The sequence below is a fragment of the Arthrobacter sp. 05T420 genome (genome assembly GCF_056396305.1).
On sequence record NZ_JBFTLG010000007.1, the window covers coordinates 1 to 17,894 of the forward strand.

17 protein-coding genes and 2 pseudogenes are annotated in these 17,894 nt (G+C 62.8%); 13 read left to right on the forward strand and 6 right to left on the reverse strand.

Features of this window, described 5'->3' with window-relative positions; genetic code table 11:
- Nucleotides 1–217 precede the first annotated feature (217 nt).
- Nucleotides 218–757, reverse strand: a complete 540-nt coding sequence (locus tag AC1DEM_RS08365; RefSeq protein ID WP_476884037.1) for a hypothetical protein — start codon at nt 755–757, stop codon at nt 218–220.
- Between the two features lie 326 nt (nt 758–1,083).
- On the opposite strand from AC1DEM_RS08365, the gene AC1DEM_RS08370 reads away from it, so the two are divergent.
- From AC1DEM_RS08370 to AC1DEM_RS08395, 6 genes and pseudogenes are all read left to right on the forward strand, one after another.
- A complete protein-coding gene (locus tag AC1DEM_RS08370; protein ID WP_476884038.1) occupies nt 1,084–1,659 on the forward strand; it encodes a recombinase family protein in 576 nt (191 codons plus the stop codon).
- A gap of 63 nt (nt 1,660–1,722) precedes the next feature.
- Nucleotides 1,723–1,827 (forward strand): annotated as a pseudogene (locus AC1DEM_RS08375) (recombinase family protein); the annotation flags it as partial.
- Between the two features lie 379 nt (nt 1,828–2,206).
- On the forward strand, nt 2,207–3,115 hold the full coding sequence (dprA, locus tag AC1DEM_RS08380; protein ID WP_476884039.1) for a DNA-processing protein DprA: 909 nt from the start codon (nt 2,207–2,209) through the stop codon (nt 3,113–3,115).
- Between the two features lie 561 nt (nt 3,116–3,676).
- Complete coding sequence (locus AC1DEM_RS08385; RefSeq protein ID WP_476884040.1) at nt 3,677–4,702, forward strand: DUF4192 domain-containing protein; 1,026 nt, start codon at nt 3,677–3,679, stop codon at nt 4,700–4,702.
- A 181-nt stretch (nt 4,703–4,883) separates the two neighbouring features.
- A complete protein-coding gene (locus AC1DEM_RS08390; protein ID WP_476884041.1) occupies nt 4,884–5,036 on the forward strand; it encodes a hypothetical protein in 153 nt (50 codons plus the stop codon).
- Nucleotides 5,037–5,566: 530 nt separating this feature from the next.
- A complete protein-coding gene (locus AC1DEM_RS08395) occupies nt 5,567–6,910 on the forward strand; it encodes a ParB/RepB/Spo0J family partition protein (protein WP_476884042.1) in 1,344 nt (447 codons plus the stop codon).
- 425 nt (nt 6,911–7,335) lie between these two features.
- On the opposite strand, the gene AC1DEM_RS08400 is transcribed toward AC1DEM_RS08395, so the two are convergent.
- The 3 genes from AC1DEM_RS08400 to AC1DEM_RS08410 form a co-directional block, all read right to left on the reverse strand.
- Complete coding sequence (locus AC1DEM_RS08400) at nt 7,336–9,522, reverse strand: AAA family ATPase (RefSeq protein ID WP_476884043.1); 2,187 nt, start codon at nt 9,520–9,522, stop codon at nt 7,336–7,338.
- Between the two features lie 181 nt (nt 9,523–9,703).
- Complete coding sequence (locus tag AC1DEM_RS08405; RefSeq protein WP_476884044.1) at nt 9,704–11,017, reverse strand: ABC transporter permease; 1,314 nt, start codon at nt 11,015–11,017, stop codon at nt 9,704–9,706.
- 4 nt (nt 11,018–11,021) lie between these two features.
- Nucleotides 11,022–11,954, reverse strand: a complete 933-nt coding sequence (locus AC1DEM_RS08410; RefSeq protein ID WP_476884045.1) for an ABC transporter ATP-binding protein — start codon at nt 11,952–11,954, stop codon at nt 11,022–11,024.
- A gap of 377 nt (nt 11,955–12,331) precedes the next feature.
- On the opposite strand from AC1DEM_RS08410, the gene AC1DEM_RS08415 reads away from it, so the two are divergent.
- Entirely contained in the window at nt 12,332–12,829 is a 498-nt protein-coding gene (locus AC1DEM_RS08415; RefSeq protein ID WP_476884046.1) for a hypothetical protein, read from the forward strand.
- Between the two features lie 401 nt (nt 12,830–13,230).
- Here the strand turns inward: AC1DEM_RS08415 and AC1DEM_RS08420 are convergent.
- Nucleotides 13,231–13,817: pseudogene (locus AC1DEM_RS08420) on the reverse strand (DinB family protein).
- Between the two features lie 688 nt (nt 13,818–14,505).
- Between AC1DEM_RS08420 and AC1DEM_RS08425 the strand changes: the two are divergent.
- The 5 genes from AC1DEM_RS08425 to AC1DEM_RS08445 all read left to right on the forward strand — a co-directional run bounded on the left by AC1DEM_RS08425 (nt 14,506) and on the right by AC1DEM_RS08445 (nt 16,764).
- Nucleotides 14,506–14,781, forward strand: a complete 276-nt coding sequence (locus tag AC1DEM_RS08425) for a glutaredoxin family protein (protein ID WP_476884047.1) — start codon at nt 14,506–14,508, stop codon at nt 14,779–14,781.
- On the forward strand, nt 14,778–15,287 hold the full coding sequence (gene ssb / locus AC1DEM_RS08430) for a single-stranded DNA-binding protein (protein WP_476884048.1): 510 nt from the start codon (nt 14,778–14,780) through the stop codon (nt 15,285–15,287). The genes AC1DEM_RS08425 and ssb overlap by 4 nt, the downstream gene beginning before the upstream one ends.
- Before the next feature lie 179 nt (nt 15,288–15,466).
- Nucleotides 15,467–15,724 (forward strand): ParB family protein, encoded by a 258-nt coding sequence (locus AC1DEM_RS08435; RefSeq protein WP_028278114.1) that lies wholly within the window; start codon nt 15,467–15,469, stop codon nt 15,722–15,724.
- Nucleotides 15,724–16,014: a helix-turn-helix domain-containing protein gene (locus AC1DEM_RS08440; RefSeq protein ID WP_476884049.1), complete on the forward strand. Its 291-nt coding sequence runs from the start codon at nt 15,724–15,726 to the stop codon at nt 16,012–16,014. The genes AC1DEM_RS08435 and AC1DEM_RS08440 overlap by 1 nt, the downstream gene beginning before the upstream one ends.
- Nucleotides 16,015–16,059: 45 nt before the next feature.
- Nucleotides 16,060–16,764, forward strand: a complete 705-nt coding sequence (locus tag AC1DEM_RS08445) for an SOS response-associated peptidase (RefSeq protein ID WP_476884050.1) — start codon at nt 16,060–16,062, stop codon at nt 16,762–16,764.
- A gap of 209 nt (nt 16,765–16,973) precedes the next feature.
- Here the strand turns inward: AC1DEM_RS08445 and AC1DEM_RS08450 are convergent, their stop codons facing one another.
- Complete coding sequence (locus tag AC1DEM_RS08450) at nt 16,974–17,294, reverse strand: hypothetical protein (RefSeq protein WP_476884051.1); 321 nt, start codon at nt 17,292–17,294, stop codon at nt 16,974–16,976.
- A gap of 208 nt (nt 17,295–17,502) precedes the next feature.
- Here AC1DEM_RS08450 and AC1DEM_RS08455 point away from each other — a divergent pair, with 208 nt between their 5' ends.
- Nucleotides 17,503–17,892: a MobC family plasmid mobilization relaxosome protein gene (locus AC1DEM_RS08455; RefSeq protein ID WP_476884052.1), complete on the forward strand. Its 390-nt coding sequence runs from the start codon at nt 17,503–17,505 to the stop codon at nt 17,890–17,892.
- Nucleotides 17,893–17,894: the final 2 nt, after the last annotated feature.

Here is a 17,894-nt window from a genome sequence, read left to right on the forward strand (position 1 = left end):
ACCCGATGCCTTCGGAATAGCCGCTGCTTGCGGCCTTGGCGTCCTTGCGCTCAGCGTTCTGCTTAGCGGCGCGCTGAGCATTTTAGCCGTCCGGGTCGATACGCCTAAGAATCTGACCTAGGGCTAGTAGCGCGCCCGTAAACCGATCCTTTACCGGACACAGGCGCGACGCCCAGCGGGAATAGATGATCCTATGGACAAGTTCGACAGGACCGAGCTAGTTCAGGGCTCGTTCGGTGAGCAGGTTCAGGCTGGATGCCGATGCAGCCAGTTCAATGCTTCCCTTGTTCGTACTCAGAACAATGACGCTTCCTTTCGGGAAAACCGTCCATGGTGCTTTTACCCCGTCGCGCACAAGCCGTGGCTCTGAATAGATTTCGACTGGACCGGCCACGGAACCGGTGAGGCCCGTCTTCGCTTGAAATAGCACTTTGCCTGGCTCTGCCTTCACGTACCCTAAAGCCCATTTTCGCTTGAGCGCTGATCCTTCCTCACGATGCGCGCATTCAAAGAGTCCTTGCTCCGCGTCCAGCGCAATCCGTTTTCTCTTCATCGGCTGTAAGAGCACTTCAACTAGCTGTAGTGCCGCGAAACCTGCCAGAAAGACGGTAGCCAAGGCGGGCCAAAATCCTATCGATTCCTCTAGAGGTGAAAACAGCGACACAAGAATTACGATCAAGAGGTAGCTGGGAACATTGGCGTCTTGCAGCTTCTCAACCCATCCCCTAGGCGCGGGACTCAGGTCTTGTTGTCGCATCCGTGCCCGTCCTTCTTTCGGGTCGTCCAGAAATTGGCCTCCCGCTTTGCCAGCTCGTCGCTGTCGAACCGTGCATCCGGGGAACTTCTCCTGAATTGTCCAAAGCCTAGCCCCACCAGTCAACGTGCCCACGGCATGATGTTCGCCCACTCCTGTTCGGTCAAATGCGGTCCTAGGCATCCACTTAGCATCGTCCGTAAGCCGGTCGATCATCGTGCCGGCGGAGTACGCCGACGCGTACCGCGCAGCTGCTGGCCCAGGCATGTACGTAGGACCCGCACGGTGATATGCACGGTGACGGGGGGATTACTGCAACCATGGTCCTCATGACTGGAATGAAGATCGGCTATGCCCGCGTCTCAACGAACGATCAGGATTTAACCGCTCAACGAAACGCCCTCCTTGCCCTGGGTGTTGAAGAGCAACAGATCTTCGTCGATCACGGACTTACAGGGGCTAACCGTCTTCGCCCTGGACTCCGTGAAGCGATGGCGGCCTGCCGAACCGGCGGTACCCTCGTGGTGACCAAGCTCGACCGGCTGGCCCGCTCCCTTTCCGATGCCCGGGACATTGCCGATGAGCTCACGGCCAAAGGGGTTGTGCTTAGTCTCGGCGGCAACAGTCACGACCCGACCGACCCGGTAGGCCGGCTGCTGTTCAACATCCTGGGAATGGTGGCCGAGTTCGAAGCGGATCTGATCCGGGCGCGCACCCGCGAGGGCATGGCGGTCGCAAAGGCCAAGGGACGGCTGAAAGGCAAGCAACCAAAATTGTCCAAGACGCAGCGGAAGCATCTCCTGACACTGCATGACGCCGGCGAGCACACGCAGGCCGAACTGGCCGAACTGTTCGGAGTGTCACGGACGACGGTGTACCGCGAGCTCCAAAGGCGCATCACGTGAAGACCGATGCGGCGCCCCCTGTTAAGAGTGCCACTTAGGCTGTAAAAAGACCGCGATTCCCTGGACGCCCGCGTCAAGGGACGCACCGCCGAGGACGCCGCGCGTCTCGTTGGCTGGAGCCGCGCAACGTCTACAGTCCGTTCTGCACGCGAGAGCACCACAAAGTAGAGCGGAAACCACGCGCTGCCTGAAGACACTGGTTTCCGGCCCTCGCCCAGCTAGCGCCCAGGTCTACTGCACGGACCTCGCTGCGCTCGGGCTGTAGAAGCGCTTTTTCTGTTTTTGCTGCTGTCCTCCGGATCGTACGTGCCCGCTCCACCGGCTCAACCGTCCTGCGGACGGCTGCGCAGCCGATGCCTTGTGTCGGCGCTTCGCTTATTTCCTCCCACAACCCAACGGCTGCTTGCCCTGCGGGTTGCCCCGGCTCCGTCGGGCACAGCTACGCGCTGCTCCGCCAGCAGGCAAAAACAACCGGGGGAGAGGGAACGCTGGCCGGTCACCAAAGCCGCCCCACCCACCGGATCCTCAGCAAAGGACGAGAGAAACCATGAACGATCGCATTGCACGCGCAGCACTGACCCGACTCTTCGAACCCGGCGACCGTGTCGGTCGGGCCCTCGTGGGCAGGCTCGGCGCGTACGCCGCGTTGAGGCTTGCCACCGGCGCGCAGCCCGTACACACCTTTCCGGAGGCCATGGCGGAAGAACTGTCAGAGGCCCTCAAGCGGTGGGCTCCACGGGTTCCGGAAATCGACCCGGAGAAGGACCTGGTCACCATCGAACGCCTGGGCGGCGGGTTCCTCATCCCCGGAGATGAACACTGGCCGGAAGGCTTGGACGATCTGCCCGACGCCCCGTACGGGCTTTGGTACCGGGGTAACATCGACAACGGCATCCCGGCGCCTTCGAAGTGTGTGGCCCTGACCGGTTCCCGGGACTCGACCAGCTACGGTGCCTCCGTGACAGGGGATATGGCCTACGGGCTGGCGCAACGCGGAATCTGCGTGATCTCGGGGCTGGCCTACGGCATCGATGCGCACGCGCACCGGGCCGCGTTGGCCGGAAGCCAAGGAGAAGGACCGGCAACCCTCGCGGTACTGGCCGGAGGCCTTGACCGGGACTACCCGTCCGGAAACGCTGACCTCGCGGCCGCGATCCGCGGCAACGGCCTGACCCTCTCCGAGCTCCCGCCCGGTTCCGCCCCGACCCGGCACAGGTTCCTGCAGAGAAACCGCATCATCGCAGCCCTCGCAGGCGTGACCTGTGTCGTGGAAGCCCGCTGGCGTTCAGGGGCGCTGAACACCGCCCACCACGCCGAGACCATTGCCCGGCATGTCGCGGCCGTTCCCGGGAGCGTGCACAGCGCCAACTCGGCAGGATGCCACCGGCTGCTGAAGGACGGCGCGGCGGTGCTGGTGTCGGATGCTGCCGAACTGGCCGAACTCCTCGCCGGGTAGTCCCTTTAGGTGGCCGTCCCGTTGCCGGGGCGGTCACCGGTGGCGGTCCGCCGTCGTGGCCGGCTTGGGCGGTGGGTTGGCGGCGGCGGACCGCCATTCGCGCACTCAGTGCCGGGGACCAGGGTGCGCGGCCGACGGAGTCGGGGATGCCGTAAGAAGACTCGGGGTGCTGATGAAGGGTTCGCAGGGCTCACCCAGGAAAGGGCGTCCGCTGGCGCGGTCGGCTGTGGGGTCCAGTGCCGGCTCCGCAGGGCTCCGCCGCCTCTGGCCCTGTTCTGTCTACGACGTTTTGGCTGCTGTCCTGTCGGATTGTACGTGTCCGCTCCGGCCCGTCTAGCCCCTCCTTCGTCGGGGCCTGCGGCGCACGAAATGTCCCTGCGGCGCTCCTTCGTCGCTGATTTCCTCCGGGAATTTCCCGGCCCTTGCCCTGCGGGTAGACAGGCCTCCGTCGGCCACAGCTCGCAAGCTTCGCCAGCAGCCAAAACAACGGGGGGAGAGGGGAGCTGGCCGGTCACCTGAACCGCCCCCGCCCACCGGAATCCTCAGCAAAGGACATCAACCATGAACGCCGCAATCCGCATCTCCAGCCCCGCCGACATCCTCGGGTTCATCCCGCACACGCTCGGGTTCGTGCCGCGGGAATCCTTTGTGTTCCTGACTCTGCGCGAGAACACCCTCGGCGCCACACTGCGCGTCGACGCACCCCTGTTCGGGGATCCTGTCAGTTTCGCACGGACCATGGTGGACTACCTCGCGGTAGACGAACAGGCCACCGCGGTCCTGCTGGCCATCTACACGGACGATTCCCCGGACGCTGGGGCGCAGCGGCCGTTCCACGACCACGTCGAGGCTGTGATTCAGGAACTGGAGACCGCAGGCACCCCGCTGAAAGACGCCTGGCTGGTCACCCCGTCGCACTGGCAGAACCTGCTGTGCGACAGCGACGACGGGTGCTGCCTGCCCGAACCGCTGGAATCCATCACCGACGGGCAACTGAACGCAGAACTGATCTTCCGGGGGAGCAGCTACCAAAAGGAACCCGGCACCACCTACCGGCCGTATACCGGTCCCGCGGACGCCGCCGAGCAGATCCGGGAGGCCTTTCCCGGAGTATTCGCCGGAGAGCTGCAAACCGGCCGGACACTGTGGGCCGATGCCCTGACCCGGGACGGCTGGACCGACCCCACCACGGCGGTGGAGCTGCTGGCATGCTTTCAGCGCCCTGACCTGCGCGACGTGATGTTCTGCAACGTGATTGATCCGGAACGTCCCGACGCGGAGGGGAGCGGAAACCTGCTGATCGGGCAGGGAATCACGCCGGACTGGAACCGGGTCGACCGGGCACAGGAAAAGGCGCGGCTCCTGATCGACGCGGCCCCGGAAGGCTATCGTGCACCGTTGCTGACCCTGATCGGCTGGCTGGCGTACCTCAAAGGCCACTCCTCCGTGGCCGGAGACCATTTCGCCCTCGCGATCGCGGATACACCCGGCTACCGGCTCGCTGAACTGATGGAACAGCTGGTAAACCGGGGAACCATCGCCCCGGTCGCGCAGGACGCAGCCACCGCTTATAAGAGGCACCGCTAGGAACAAACGGGGCCGGACCGGTAACGGTTCGGCCCCCGCGCGGTGGCGGCCTCCCCCGCTGGCGCTCCTCCGGCCGCCGATCAACGCTGACGCGGGCGCAGCACCCACGAGCGAGGCAAAGGACTGCCGCCGGGCTACAGTGAGGAGGCAACGGACCCCACTCACGCCACGGAGCACAACCTTGAGCCACGACTTCATCCTCACGGACGACGACGCCGCACCCGCCGATGCCACCCATGCCCAGGACGTTCTCGAGCTCTCGATGTTGACCATGCCGCAGCCAGGCGCCCCCATCGTTGATATCTCCTGGGAGAAATCCCCGCTGGGCCTGTAAATTTCCGCAGCAATGACGCTGCAGCACTGAGTTTCCTTTTGCTGAGGGAAAAACGGAGGCCGGCCCCAACGGGCCGGCCTCCTCCCTTTTAACCGCTGAAAAGGGCCTCGCTCCGCTCGGGCTGTAGAAGCCTTTTTTCTGTTTTGGCTGCTGTCCTGACGGATTGTACGTGTCCGCTCCGGCCCGTCTAGCCCCTCCTTCGTCGGGGCCTGCGGCGCACGAAATGTCCCTGCGGCGCTCCTTCGTCGCTGATTTCCTCCGGGAATTTCCCGGCCCTTGCCCTTTTGGGTAGACAGGCCTCCGTCGGCCACAGCTCCGCAAGCTTCGCCAGCAGCCAAAACAACGGGGGGAGAGGGGACGCTGGCCGGTCACCACGAGCCGCCCCCCTCACCGGCGAAACTTCTTGGTCCGCGCCCGCACCCGTCTCCAGCCGCCGCTTGACAGACATAGAAGCGTCGGGGGAGAGGGGAAGCTGGCCGGTCACCACAGCCGCCCCACCCACCGGAATCCTCTGCAAAAGGAGCAACACCATGAACACCGCACCCACCCTCGAAATGCTCGACCCGGCCACCCTGACCGTGGACATCAACGTCCGCAAAGACGCCGCCCTGACCGCCGATTTCATTGCCAGCATCAAAGAGCACGGCGTGATGGAACCCGTCATCGCCCACCGCAGGGACGACGGGACCGTGCATGTCCTGATGGGACAGCGCCGCACCCGGGCCGCCGTGGAAGCCGCCCGGCCCCTGATTCCGGTGATGATCATCGAGTCCCCCGAGGAAGCCGAACGGATCGTGACGCAGGTCGTGGAGAACATCCAGCGCGCCGAACTGACCGAAGCGGACGAGGCCGACGCCTACCACCAGCTGTCCCTGATCGGTGTGTCAGCCGCCGCGATCGCCAAGAAGACCGGGCGGACCAAGACCACCGTGGAAGGGGCGCTGAAGGCCAAGTCCTCGAGCGCCGGAGCCGCCGCCCTGGGCAAGGGATACACCATCGATGAAGCGCTCATCATGGCCGAATTTGAAGGGGACCAGGACGCCACGGCGGAATTAGAGTCCGTGATCGCGGACGAACCCGACCAGCTCCTGCACGTCGCGCAGCTCCTGCGGGACCGCCGCGACCGCGCCGCCGCCCTCGCCGCACTAATCGCCGAGTTCGAGGCGCAGGGCAAGACCGTCGTCGCGGACGCCGGGCACTACTCCAACGAAGAGAACCTGTACGTCTCGGCCGCGAAGCGGGCCGACGGGGAACCGGCCACCGACGAGGACGCCAACGCCTACCTGATCAGCACCGACTACCGGGGCCAACATAACGCCAACCCCGTCATCACCGGCTGGAAGGACCTGGGCTTCACCCCGAAGTACGAACGCTACGACGGCGGCACACATGCCCAGAAAGGCCCGATGACCGAGGAACAGAAAGCCGAGCGGAAGACCCTGATCGCCAATAACCGCGAGATGGAAAGCGCCACGAAGGTCAGGCGCGAGTTCGTGAAGACCCTGCTGTCGCGGAAGACCGCGCCGAAGGGCTGGCAGTACTTCACCGTCCACGCCATCACCCACGACCCCGAAGCCGCCAGCGGCTACGACGGCAAGGTCGCCACCGAGATGATCGGTGCCAAGACCGGCGAGGACACCGACCGGTGGGGCTGGAACCCGCTCCGGGACCACACCGCTAAGACCACAGCCCGGCCCGAGTTCTCCCTCATCGCCCTGATCTGCGCCGGGTATGAAAAGACCATCCAGAAGGACTCATGGCGGTCCGCCGAGAAGCGGCACTTCCACTACCTGAACCAGCTCACCGCCTGGGGCTACACCGCCAGCGCCGTCGAGAAAATCATCCTCGACAAGCACACCACCGACACCGAGTAACCGGACAGTGCGCCGGGCGGCTGTACCCCAGAGGCAGCCGCCCGGCCCACTCACCCCAGCAAGGGCCAGGAACCTTCCAGAAGTGGGGCGGTCCGCCGCCCAGGGCGAACCACAGCAGCCACTCACCCCAGCAAGGGCCAGGAACCTTCCAGAAGTGGGGCGGTCCGCCGCCCAGGGCGAACCACAGCAGCCACTCACCAGCGCCGGACCGCCATTAACCGCGACAACGCGGCCGGCACTCCACCACCCGCGCGACTAGGAACAACGAGGTACCAGGCCGCGGCAGCACCACAACCCATTCAGCTAAGCTGAACCACAGATTTCCTTTGCAGAGGGAAACAGGAAGGGCCGGCACATATGTGCCGGCCCTTCCGCATTACATCAGGAGTGTGGCGTGGTCGGGATCGTGAACCGCGGCGCGTCAGTTAGGCCGCAGCCTCGTCCTCGTCCTCCGAATCCCCGTTCTCCGCAAACGCGCCGTTCACAAGCGCGGTGCACGCAGCGATGACGTACTCCGGAACAGCGTCGAAGTCTCTTGGATTGAGCTGCATCACATACTCGTTTTCGATGTGATAGGTCTCGTTGACGAACTTCGTAAAGACTTTGTCCCCCTTCAATGCGATGGGGTTTAGCTCGGACATGATTCTAAAGAGTTGCACCTTTTCATAGCCCACGTCCGTAGCGTCAAACTTGGCCTTCAGGGCAACGGCGTCCTTGAGCTCCGAAAGGATCCGCGCGTAGTCAAAGCTGGGGATGTGCTCTTTGACGGCCTCGGTTGCTTCGAGGATGCCTGTTTTTGTGAGTGGCGTCTGCTGGGTTCCCGTCTTTTGTGTCGGGACCTCCCGCAGATGAAGCAGGCTCGACAGGAGGTCGTACTCACCGCCGCGGGAACCGTGCACCTCGAACCGGCGTCGCAGGTAGATGCACTTGATGGCATCATCGCTGGCTGACGAAATATTGGAGTCGCATACCTGGGAGAACGTATTGATGTCGTTGGCCTCGATGGGCTTCTCGCTCACCAGACCTGCCCGGCCGCTAAGGAAGTGCACAGCAGGATCTGCCGCCGTGAACTGACCCGACGTTCCGGTCAGCACGATGTCTACGGCCGGTTCGATATCGTGAGTAAGAAGAAGCGATGTTACATCGCGGAGACTGTTCTTACCGTGGAACAGCTGGTGGAGGATTGCGAACTTCTTCGTCTTATCGAAGCTGGAGATCGGATCGTCCAGCACAACCAGGTCCGGTTGCTCCCGATTTACATGATGCATGAACAACACGAGTGCAAAGGCGTTCTTCTCGCCATAGCTCAAATGACTCGACGCAGACTCGAGATGTCCGGGAGCGTCCTTGTGTTCCAGGAGCATGCGATATGAATCCCCAGTGGCCTCAATCCGGACAGAGTACTGATAGCCCGCGGAACTGAGGAACTCATTTATCGATGCTTGATTGACCTGAATTAGGTTCGAAACCCTCCTCTTCTGGTCTGAAATGCTGCGTCGAACATCGATGATCTGGATCGCAACTTCGTCAAGCTTCGCGTTTATCAGGTCTACGACCAACGTAGTTGCGTCCGAATTGAGTGCATGCAGTAGGGACAGATCGACCTTGAGGTCTTTTAGGACGGCTCCCACATCTTTTTCGTCTCGCAGGGCATGAAACGACAGTCCTTGCAGCGCGGAAAGCTTTAGGAGGAGCGTCTCCACCTGCCCTCGCAAAGTGGCAAGGAAGAGGCCCTCCTCCGGCGTGATTTCAGTGAGGGATGTCGTCAAGGCTTCTAGCTGCTTTAGGTAGCCGGGCTCAAAGTAGCGGCCGAGCTTATCTATGGCGTTCCGCAGCGCACTCATGTTCTTGACCGCGGCGGACTCGTATTCCGCAGATACCTGGGTTGCAGTGGCCTTGTCCACACTCTGGACCGAGCAGAACGGGCAGTTTTCGGAGAGGTCGAGGAACGCCTTCCCCTTCGATTGCCAGGTGATCCAACCCGCTGGATCACTGCTTTGCAGAAAACCTGTGTAGCCCTGTAGCGGCGCAGGAATGTTCTTGAGCTTGCCGCCAACTCCCAGGGCTTTGAATCCTCGGCTGGTCTTTGCGACGACACCTGTCTTTGTAACGTTGAAAGCATCACGCAGCTCAGTGAAGCTGATCAGAGCTTCGTTGAACTCTGTCTGCTGCGCAAACGTCTCCTTCAGAGACTGGAACATGGACTCGATCTTTTCGAGTCCCTGCTTGTAGTCGTCTGTGTTGATGAAAATCTCGAAGCTGTTTTTGAGTACCTCGTCAGGCTGGAACACAAACTGCGATACGTAAGCATCGTTGAAAGTCAGCACGCTGTTTATCTCTTCAGCGCCTTCTACGACCGGTCGTGGGCCGTCGGCTTTTGCCCGGTACTTGAAGGGGGTCAGTTCATCCAGGTTTCCGCCCTCGGTACGTAGAGTGAGCGCTCGAGCGATCGTGCTCTTGCCGAGGCCGTTGGGGCCGTACTTGATGTTTAGAGATGACCGGCGAAGGGAGATATTCGCCTCGCCAATACTGTTGCAATCCTTGATCCTGATTTGATAATCAGCTGGCACGTTTGGTTCCACTTTCACAGTGTCAATCTCGGGCTCAGTCATGGCCCACCCCCTATATATTTCATGACGATCTGCTTTAATCTGCCCTTCCGGCTCGTGGTTCAAGTTCGACGAAAACGTGAGCTGCAGGGATTTTGACGGGTGAGCCATGTGTGTCGGCCACAGAGTCAGCCGCAGGTGCCTCCCGCGCCTAGCTCGACAGCCGTGTGCCGGCGGGGCGGGGTCATTTACCGGCGGGTGTGCTGCGTTTGCGGAACGTGCCGGCGATGGAGAGTTTGCTGGAGTATTGGATGGATCCGTAGCGGAAGAGGTGCACGGCAAGGCGGAGGATGAGAAACCCGATGATGAAGAGTTCGGCGATGACGATGGTTGCCTCGACGGGTGAGAGGGTTCCGAAGCCGTTGCGGAGCAGGGCTGTTACGGGGGCGGAGAGCGGGAAGTAGGTGAAGATCTGCACGATGGGTGCGTTCGGGTCGGAGATGATGAGGGTCATGGCGTAGAAGGGGACGAAGATCAGCGCCATCAGGGGCCCGAAGATCGTGCCGGCGTCTTTGGCGGTGGGCATGACCGCGCCGATCGCGACCAGGACACCGGTAAAGACGGTAAAGCCGCCCAGCAGCAGCAGCGCCCCGACGATCATGGTGCCGGGTTCGAAGCTCAGGGTCGACAGGTCCAGGTCGGGCATGGCGAGTTTGTCGCGGAAGAAGGCGTAGCCGACGGCGATGGGGGTGAGGAAGACCAGGATCTGGAGAAGGCCGACCATGAACAGGGCGATGACCTTGCCGATGATCAGGGTGGTCGGGTTCAGGGTGGTGAGGATCATTTCGGTGACCCGGTTTTCTTTCTCTTCCAGGGTGCTGTTGAGCATCTGGTTGGAGAGCAGAATGATCGAGACGTAGAAGATCAGCAGGAACAGCAGCGGCGGGACCGCGGAGCCGAAGCCGCCGGCTGACTGGCCGTCCTTGAAGGTCTGGGATTCGGTCTTGACGTCGCCGCTGGCCGCGGCCATCAGTTGCGGGGAGCCGATCGTGGCCTGGGCCGAGGCGGTGAGGAGCTGTTTGGCGACGGCGTCGTACTTGCCGTTGTCGAAGATCCCCTGGTCCTGCCCGTAGACCTTGACCGGCTGGGTGGCGATGTCGGCGGGGTAGGCGAAGTAGGCGTCGGTTGCCCCGTCTTTGACGTCCTGCAGCGCCTTGTCCGGATCGCCGGCTTCCCGGCCGCCCATGGCGGTAGCGATCGCCGGGGTGATGAGTCCGGAGGCATCGGTGTAGGTGAAGGACATGGCCGCGGTCTTCTGGGCGTCGGCGCTGGCCGCGGTGGAGGAGTTGCTGAGGTAGATGAGCGCGAAGACGATCGCCATCACTACCGGGATGGCCAGGGTGGCGATCCAGAAGCGGCGTTTCTTCACGGTGCGGGTGAATTCGAACCCGACGACGGTGCCGAGGTTGTGGCCGGCGAAGGGGCGCTTCGGCGTGGGCGGCGGGGTGGACTGCGCCGGGGCGGGGGAGGGGAGCTGCGTGGATGTTTTCTGTGTCATCGGTCTATGCCTCCGCCATGTCGTGGGTTTCGCCGTAGACCTTGATGAAGACCTCGTCCAGGGACGTCCGGGCGGTGGTGAAGGACTTCACGGCCACGCCGTGGCCGACGAGTGCGCGCAGGACGGCGGCTTCGTCCGCGCCGGGGTTGGGGGAGAGTTCGGCGTGCCCGCTGCCGGCACTGGCGATGTCATACAGGGCCGAAGAAGGCAGGGTTCCGCTGTAGGTGAGCCGGTAGACGGTGCCGCCGAATTGTTCCTGGACCTCGGAGACGGTGCCGTACGCGCGGGCGGTCCCGTCCTTGAGCAGGATCACCCGGTCGCAGAGCCGTTCGACTTCTTCCATCTGGTGGGTGACCATGATGACGGTCGCGCCGGCGAGTTTCTGGTCTTCGATGATGTCCATGAGCAGGCGCCGATTGACCGGGTCGAAGCCCTTGGTCGGTTCGTCCAGGATTAGCAGTTCGGGGTCGTTCATGATGGTCACACCGAGCTGGATTTTCTGCTGCTGGCCGCCGGAGAGCTTATCCAGCCGGGTGGTGGCCTTATCGGCCAGGTCGACCCGTTCCAGGTAGTCCCGGGACCAGGCCCTGGCCCGGCTCTTGTCCAGGCCCTTGAGCCGGCCGAAGTAGACCATCACATCCAGGACGGACTCTTTCTTGTACAGGCCGCGCTCCTCCGGCAGGTACCCGAGCCGGGCCCCGTCCTGCGGGGCGAAGGGTTTGCCGCCTATGTGGAGGATCCCGGCGGTCGGCTGGTAGATGCCCAACAGCGCCCGGAGGGTCGTGGTTTTCCCGGACCCGTTGCTGCCCAGGAACCCGAAGGTTTCCCCCGCCCGGACATCGAAGGAGAGGTCCTTGATGACCGTCGTATCCCCGAAGTCCATCCGGAAGTCTTTGATGTGTACGAGCGGCTCGGCGGCCGCGTCCCCCAGCGTCATGGCAACACTCTAACCGGGGCGTGCCGTCGCCAGTGAGGAACCGCACCGGAGGCGGAATCTTTCGGGGGTTAGGCACCTGCTCTGCCTGGCGTCCGGAAGCCGATGGTTCACCGCAGCTCTCCGCTGACTGGGCAGGAACCACTGCTTTGAAGCTTCAGCAGTGCCTGCGGCCGGAACCCACCGGTAGAGCGTCGGCACGGAGACGCCGAGGCTACTGGAAAAATGTCGCACCGGCACGAAGGTGGATCGGAGGCCGTACCTTACCTCCAGAGTTTAGACGGAGACAGGCTAATGCGTCTCCAGACTGTGCTATTGCATTGGTAGGCGGCATTAGCTAGTCTGGAGACACAAATTAGAGTCTCCGAAAGGATCAGCAAATGTCTCCCAGTGAAATTTACCCTGTACCGGTTCCCGCCGAGGACCTCGATGCGGTGTACCAGCTGCTTGCCGAGCGATCGCGAGCTCGCAGCGCCGCTTCGTCCGCGTCCGCCCCAGAAACGCCTCTCCACGAGGGTGGGTCCGAACGGTCCGATGCTAAAGACGATGTGTGGACGGAAGAGCAACTGGCACGCCTCGCTCAGGGTGACACGATCACCACCCAAGTCCTTACCGACATCATGGACGTCATCGCACGCGACCCTCGCGGCACGCACGAGTACAACCAGGAGAGTCTCGTGGAGGAGACTGGGCACTCAGCGGGTCGCGTCAAGGCCACGTTCACCAAGCTCACCCCCCACTTTCGGAAGCACTACGGGACGGGCTGGTGGCCGATTATGGCCGACTCGGGGGCCAGCTTCAAGCCGGCGCGCTCAGGCATGTATTACTGGATGACTCCGACGATCACCGATCGGTGGAAGCGAATCCGAAACCTCTGAAATCCCCGAAACGAGGCACCTGAGCAGTTCGATCACTCGGGTGCCTCTGCATGTGAGCCGTGTGCCGGCGCGGGGCGTGGACGAACCCACATCGCCAGGAGTCAGCGACGTCCCCCAAGTGGCTCTTGTGCGGCCGGCTCTTCCGCTGTGCAGATGACTTCGGAATCTGACAGTGACTGTCGTTTTCAGAAGCTGACTGCACAAACTTCCGCTGAATTCCAGGGTTTGTGCAGGCGGCTCGTGACCGCGGGGTGTCCGGCACTCCTATGCACAAGTTCTCTTTCGCTCGGTACTGCTATTCACAAATGCACAGACAGGTCTCGAAACCGAGGGAACCGTGTCGCTTTCTTTCTCGCAGGTAGCGGCGCCCGGCCGGATAGCTCAAAATGACCGACGATGCCCTAAGCCCCGTCGGCTAGCTCTTTCATCCGCAGACGCTGCCCTTCCCACTGCTCGGGCGTGAGGTCTGGAATGTTCGGCGCGGATGGGCGCAAACCGATGAAACCGTCTAACTGCTCGCGCACGATGTCCAGGTGTCCGGCATGACGGTGAGACTCGGCGATCATATGCACCAGAAGGCGTTCCACCGTAGTGTGCCGATGCTTTATCCACCACTGCACCACGGCCGGTGAATCCAGCTCCATTCGTCGAGCACTGCATCGGATGCGACGTTTGTCTCCCGATAGATCTTAACCGCATCGACCAGCGTCATATTCGGCGGCGGGAGGAAGGCTGCCTGAGTGTCCTCGGCTTCGATAACGTCCCGGATAACGGGGTTCTCAATTTCCCGTCCAAGACACGAAATGAAGTACTGGGGTTCGGTGACGGCCAGGTGGAGCAGTAAGCCCATGACATGGGTGCCTGTCGGAGTCAGGGGAGTACGTGCCTGGGCATCACTCAAGCCCTCACATTTCCACAAGATTGCTTCGCGGGCATCGTTCAGATATTCACGAAGCTGTGCCCCTCTGCCATTTTTATCGATTGGCATGAACTGAACGCTGCTTTCTACTCGGTGCCCCCAGGGCTCTCTTCAACGGAATCCATAAGCACACGAAGTGAAGGAACCCAACGCACCAGGGAGTCAAGCCGATCCCACTCCACCTGGACAGAGAAGCCTGCCTGTCGGGGTCGTTTGCCGTGCGTTGGACGCAGGACAACAGCAACTGAGTAAGGCACTTCTAGAACGTCAAGATGATTCGTAATCTCGTCCACGCTGACCTGCCATTCCTCGCTACCTCGCGCACGCCAGATGCTCAGTCCCTCTTTACGACTGACGACGGCGCTACCAGCCCGAATGAGACCAACAAGTGACCGTTGCGCAGACCGCTGCGCCGAAGTGAGTGCCATAGTCACCAAACTTATCCCGCCGGTTGCTGATCGCTCAGTCGTACCGTCTAGGTTGAGCAGGCAGCCAGCTTCTGACAATGGCGGATTTGGCCCTCTAACCAGGCGAAGTGCAGAGGACTTCTGACATAAGTGCAGTCAGCTTCTGAAATCGACAGTGACCGCCCGGAGATGACGGTCCCCGCCGTCGTGAGTCTTGCCAAAAAGTGATGCAAAAATGCCTAGAAATCAACGAATTGCGGCTATTCATTCAGTTGAATGATTGCTATAATGGGATGTAGCAGGTCAGCCAGACGGACGAAACTTATCGAGATACGAAACCAGGTGCTGAAGTGACCCTCACCATCTACACCAAGGCCGCCGGATGCTTCGGCTGCACCAAGACCAAGCAGAAGTTCACTGACGCCGGCATCGCCTTCACCGAGGTCGACGTGACCACCAACCAGGCCGCCTTCGAGTACATCACCGAAGAGCTCGGCTACTCCCAGGTGCCCGTCGTGGTCTACGACAAGGAGAGCAGCGAAGACCACTGGTCCGGGCTGAATCCGGCCAAGATCGCCCGGGTCATCGAGATCGAAGCCGCCGTGCGGCAAGGCGCTCTCACATGAGCGTCGGAACCGGCCTGACCGTTATCGGCAACCTCACCGCCGACCCTGAGCTGCGGTCCACCGGGTCCGGGACGGCCCTCGCCCGCTTCACCATCGCCTCCACTCCGAGGACCTTCGACGCCGCCACCGGCAAGTGGGCCGACGGGGACACCCTCTTCCAGCCCGCCACGGCATGGCGGGGCATTGCCGAACACGCCGTCGCATCCCTGACCAAGGGCATGCGCGTGATCGCCACCGGAACCCTCAAGCCCCGGTCCTACACGACCAAGACAGGGGAGGAACGCACCGTCGTCGAGCTCGACGTCGAGGACATCGGCCCGTCCCTGCACCACGCCGCCGCCGAGGTCACGCGCAGCGGTCCCGGCCCGGAGCAGGACGAGGAGCACCCGCCGGACAGGTTCAGCCTGTCCCCCCGGGACTACGGGGACGACGATGCGTGGTTCGGCCTCGCAGCCAATCCCACCGGCAACATCGACGTCCCGGCCCCCGCGACTGAGGCCCTCTAGATGGCGCGCATCCCGGCCTTCGGAGAAGGGGTTCGGCTGGCCCGATGTCGTGCTGGCGTTAGCAGGTGTGTTCTTGCCGGTCTTCTGGCCCTTCGGCTCGTTCTCTATACCGGCCCTCAGGAGCCACGCCGGAAGCAAGCATTCATGAGCCGGGCACTGCGTGAGGGAAGATCAACGGGATGAAGAAGATCGCGGCATTCACGCCCTATTTCACAGAGGATGAGGCCGGGCAGGTCCGTGCGGCGTTCCTGGCAGCCGGCCACCTGGAGGGCGACGCGAGCGTGTCGGACTTCATCGTGCGGGCCACGATGCGGGAGGTGAAGCGGCTGCAGCGCCGCCACAACGCCGGCCGGGCGTGGGCCCCTGTCCCCGCGGGCGGCCTGCGCCGCGGACAACGCACCAAAGATGAACTGCAACACCGGAACGAGGGAACCTGATGATGGCAAGACGGACCGAGGACACCGACGCGCCGCCGACGCCGGCGGCTGGTCCGGCGCTGCCCAGGATGCTGACGCTGGACCAGGTGAAGGAGGTCCTGAACGTCAACACGCCTTTGGTGTATGCGCTGGTGCGCAGCGGGGAACTGCGGGCCGCGCAGTTCGGCGGCCGGAACGTCTGGCGGGTCCGGGAAGATGACCTGCTGGCCTACATCGACGCCGCGTACGAGAAGACCGCGCACCGGATCGCGGCCGGGCAGGTCCCCGAGGAAACCACCACCGAGGACTGACCCGCCTGGGGTTCCCTGGACCCGGTGCTGGGGCAGAATGAAACCATGTGCGGCAGATACGTGATGTCAAAGGCGACCGGTGATCTCCTGAGTCACTTCGAGGCCAAGGAAGTCGAGGGCAGCCCGCCCCCGCCGAGCTGGAATGTAGCGCCCACGCAGGACGTCCCCATCATCACCGAGAAGCTTGATGAGGACTCCGTGGAGCGCCGACTCCTGATTGCCCGCTGGGGTCTCGTGCCGTCCTGGGCCAAGGACATCAAGATCGGCTCTAAGCTCATCAATGCGCGCAGCGAATCCATCCTGGACAAGCCCTCGTTCCGCAAAGCAGCCATCACGCGGCGCGCCCTGATCCCGGCCGAGGGATATTACGAGTGGGAGAAAACCGAGGACGGGAAGAAGATCCCGCACTACTTCTATTCCGAGAAGAATGACCTGCTCGCATTTGCGGGACTCTACGAATTCTGGCCCGACCCGTCCCTGCCGGAGGATGACCCGCATCGGTGGCTGCTCAGCTGCACCGTGCTGACCACGACGGCCCACGATTCCCTCGGCCACGTCCACGACCGCGCCCCGGTCATCGTCCCGCCGGAAATGTACGGGGCCTGGCTCAACCCCGGCACCACCGGAAAGAACGATGTGCAGCACATGTTGGACGCCATGCCCGAACCGGTCCTGACACCGCGGGTCGTCACGGACCGGGTGAACAGCGTCCGCAACAACGGACCCGAACTCCTCGACCCGCCAACCTGAATCCGCCCGACCTCCCTTTCGGGGCAGCAGGGAACACGTCGAGGCAAGACAACGCGGATTGGCCGCCACCCAAAGGTGACGGCCAATCAGTGGGTGCGGTGCACCCGCTTGCGGGTGTTCTTTGTGGTCCTTGGCTGAAGAAAGCCGGCCCTGACGTGGGGTGTGCCGGGCGCACCGTCTTGGACCATGGGGAAGGGCCCCGCCGCTCCTTAGGACTGTGTGGGCGCGGTGTCCAGGATGTCACCGTGCGGGGGAGCGGACGCCTGACCTGCGGTCTGTGACGCGGAGGTTTTTCGCCGGCGTGAGACGGCCCCTGGTTCGAGTCCAAGCTTCTTCAGCTCCTCGGTGCTCCACCCGTCCTTGGTGGCCCGGACGTATGAGCGCTTGTCGTCGCGTTCAGCATCCGCGAGTTGTTCCTTGAGGTCAGCGACCCGCTGCCGGGCCTTGACCAGCTGCGTGACGGATTCGATGCGCGAGTCGAGCAGCGCGCGGGCCTGGTTACGTGTCTTTTCAATGTCGAGGTTCGCCATGCCTCCACCCTAACCACCACATCCCCGAGTCCACGGGACGAACCGCCGCGGAGACAATGATCCGGAGAAGCGGCGGAGCAAGCTATACATTTACACGGGTGTAAATGGCGTGTCGCTCCCGCGCCTTCGGCGGTTTGCTTGGCACACTCGTTGGTGTGGTCCCCGGCTTCGGGGTCGCTGCGCTGGGCTTTGAAGGATGGGGGAGTGCTTGACTGAGCAGAATGAGTCCCGTCCGCGCCTGTCCAAACGCCGCCGCGAGAATTCGCCGGCGGGGACGAAGAAGCGCCGCGAAGTATGGGTCACTGCTGGGGAAGAGGCCGCGCTGGTTGCGCGCGCCGCGCGGGAGAAAGTTACTGTCCCGAACCTGCTGATCACTTCGGCATTGACGGAGTCGTCTGAGACACCTACCGAGCGCAGGGCGGCGATGGCGGAACTGATGGCCCTGCACACGCTCCTGGCGCGGGTTTCGAACAACGTGAACCAGATCGCCCGTCACGCGAACGCCGGCGATGAATTCCCGCGGGATGCAAAGGCGGCGCTGGCCTATGTGCGCGAGGTCGCCATGCGGATTGACCGGACCATTGAGGGGCTGATGTAGCC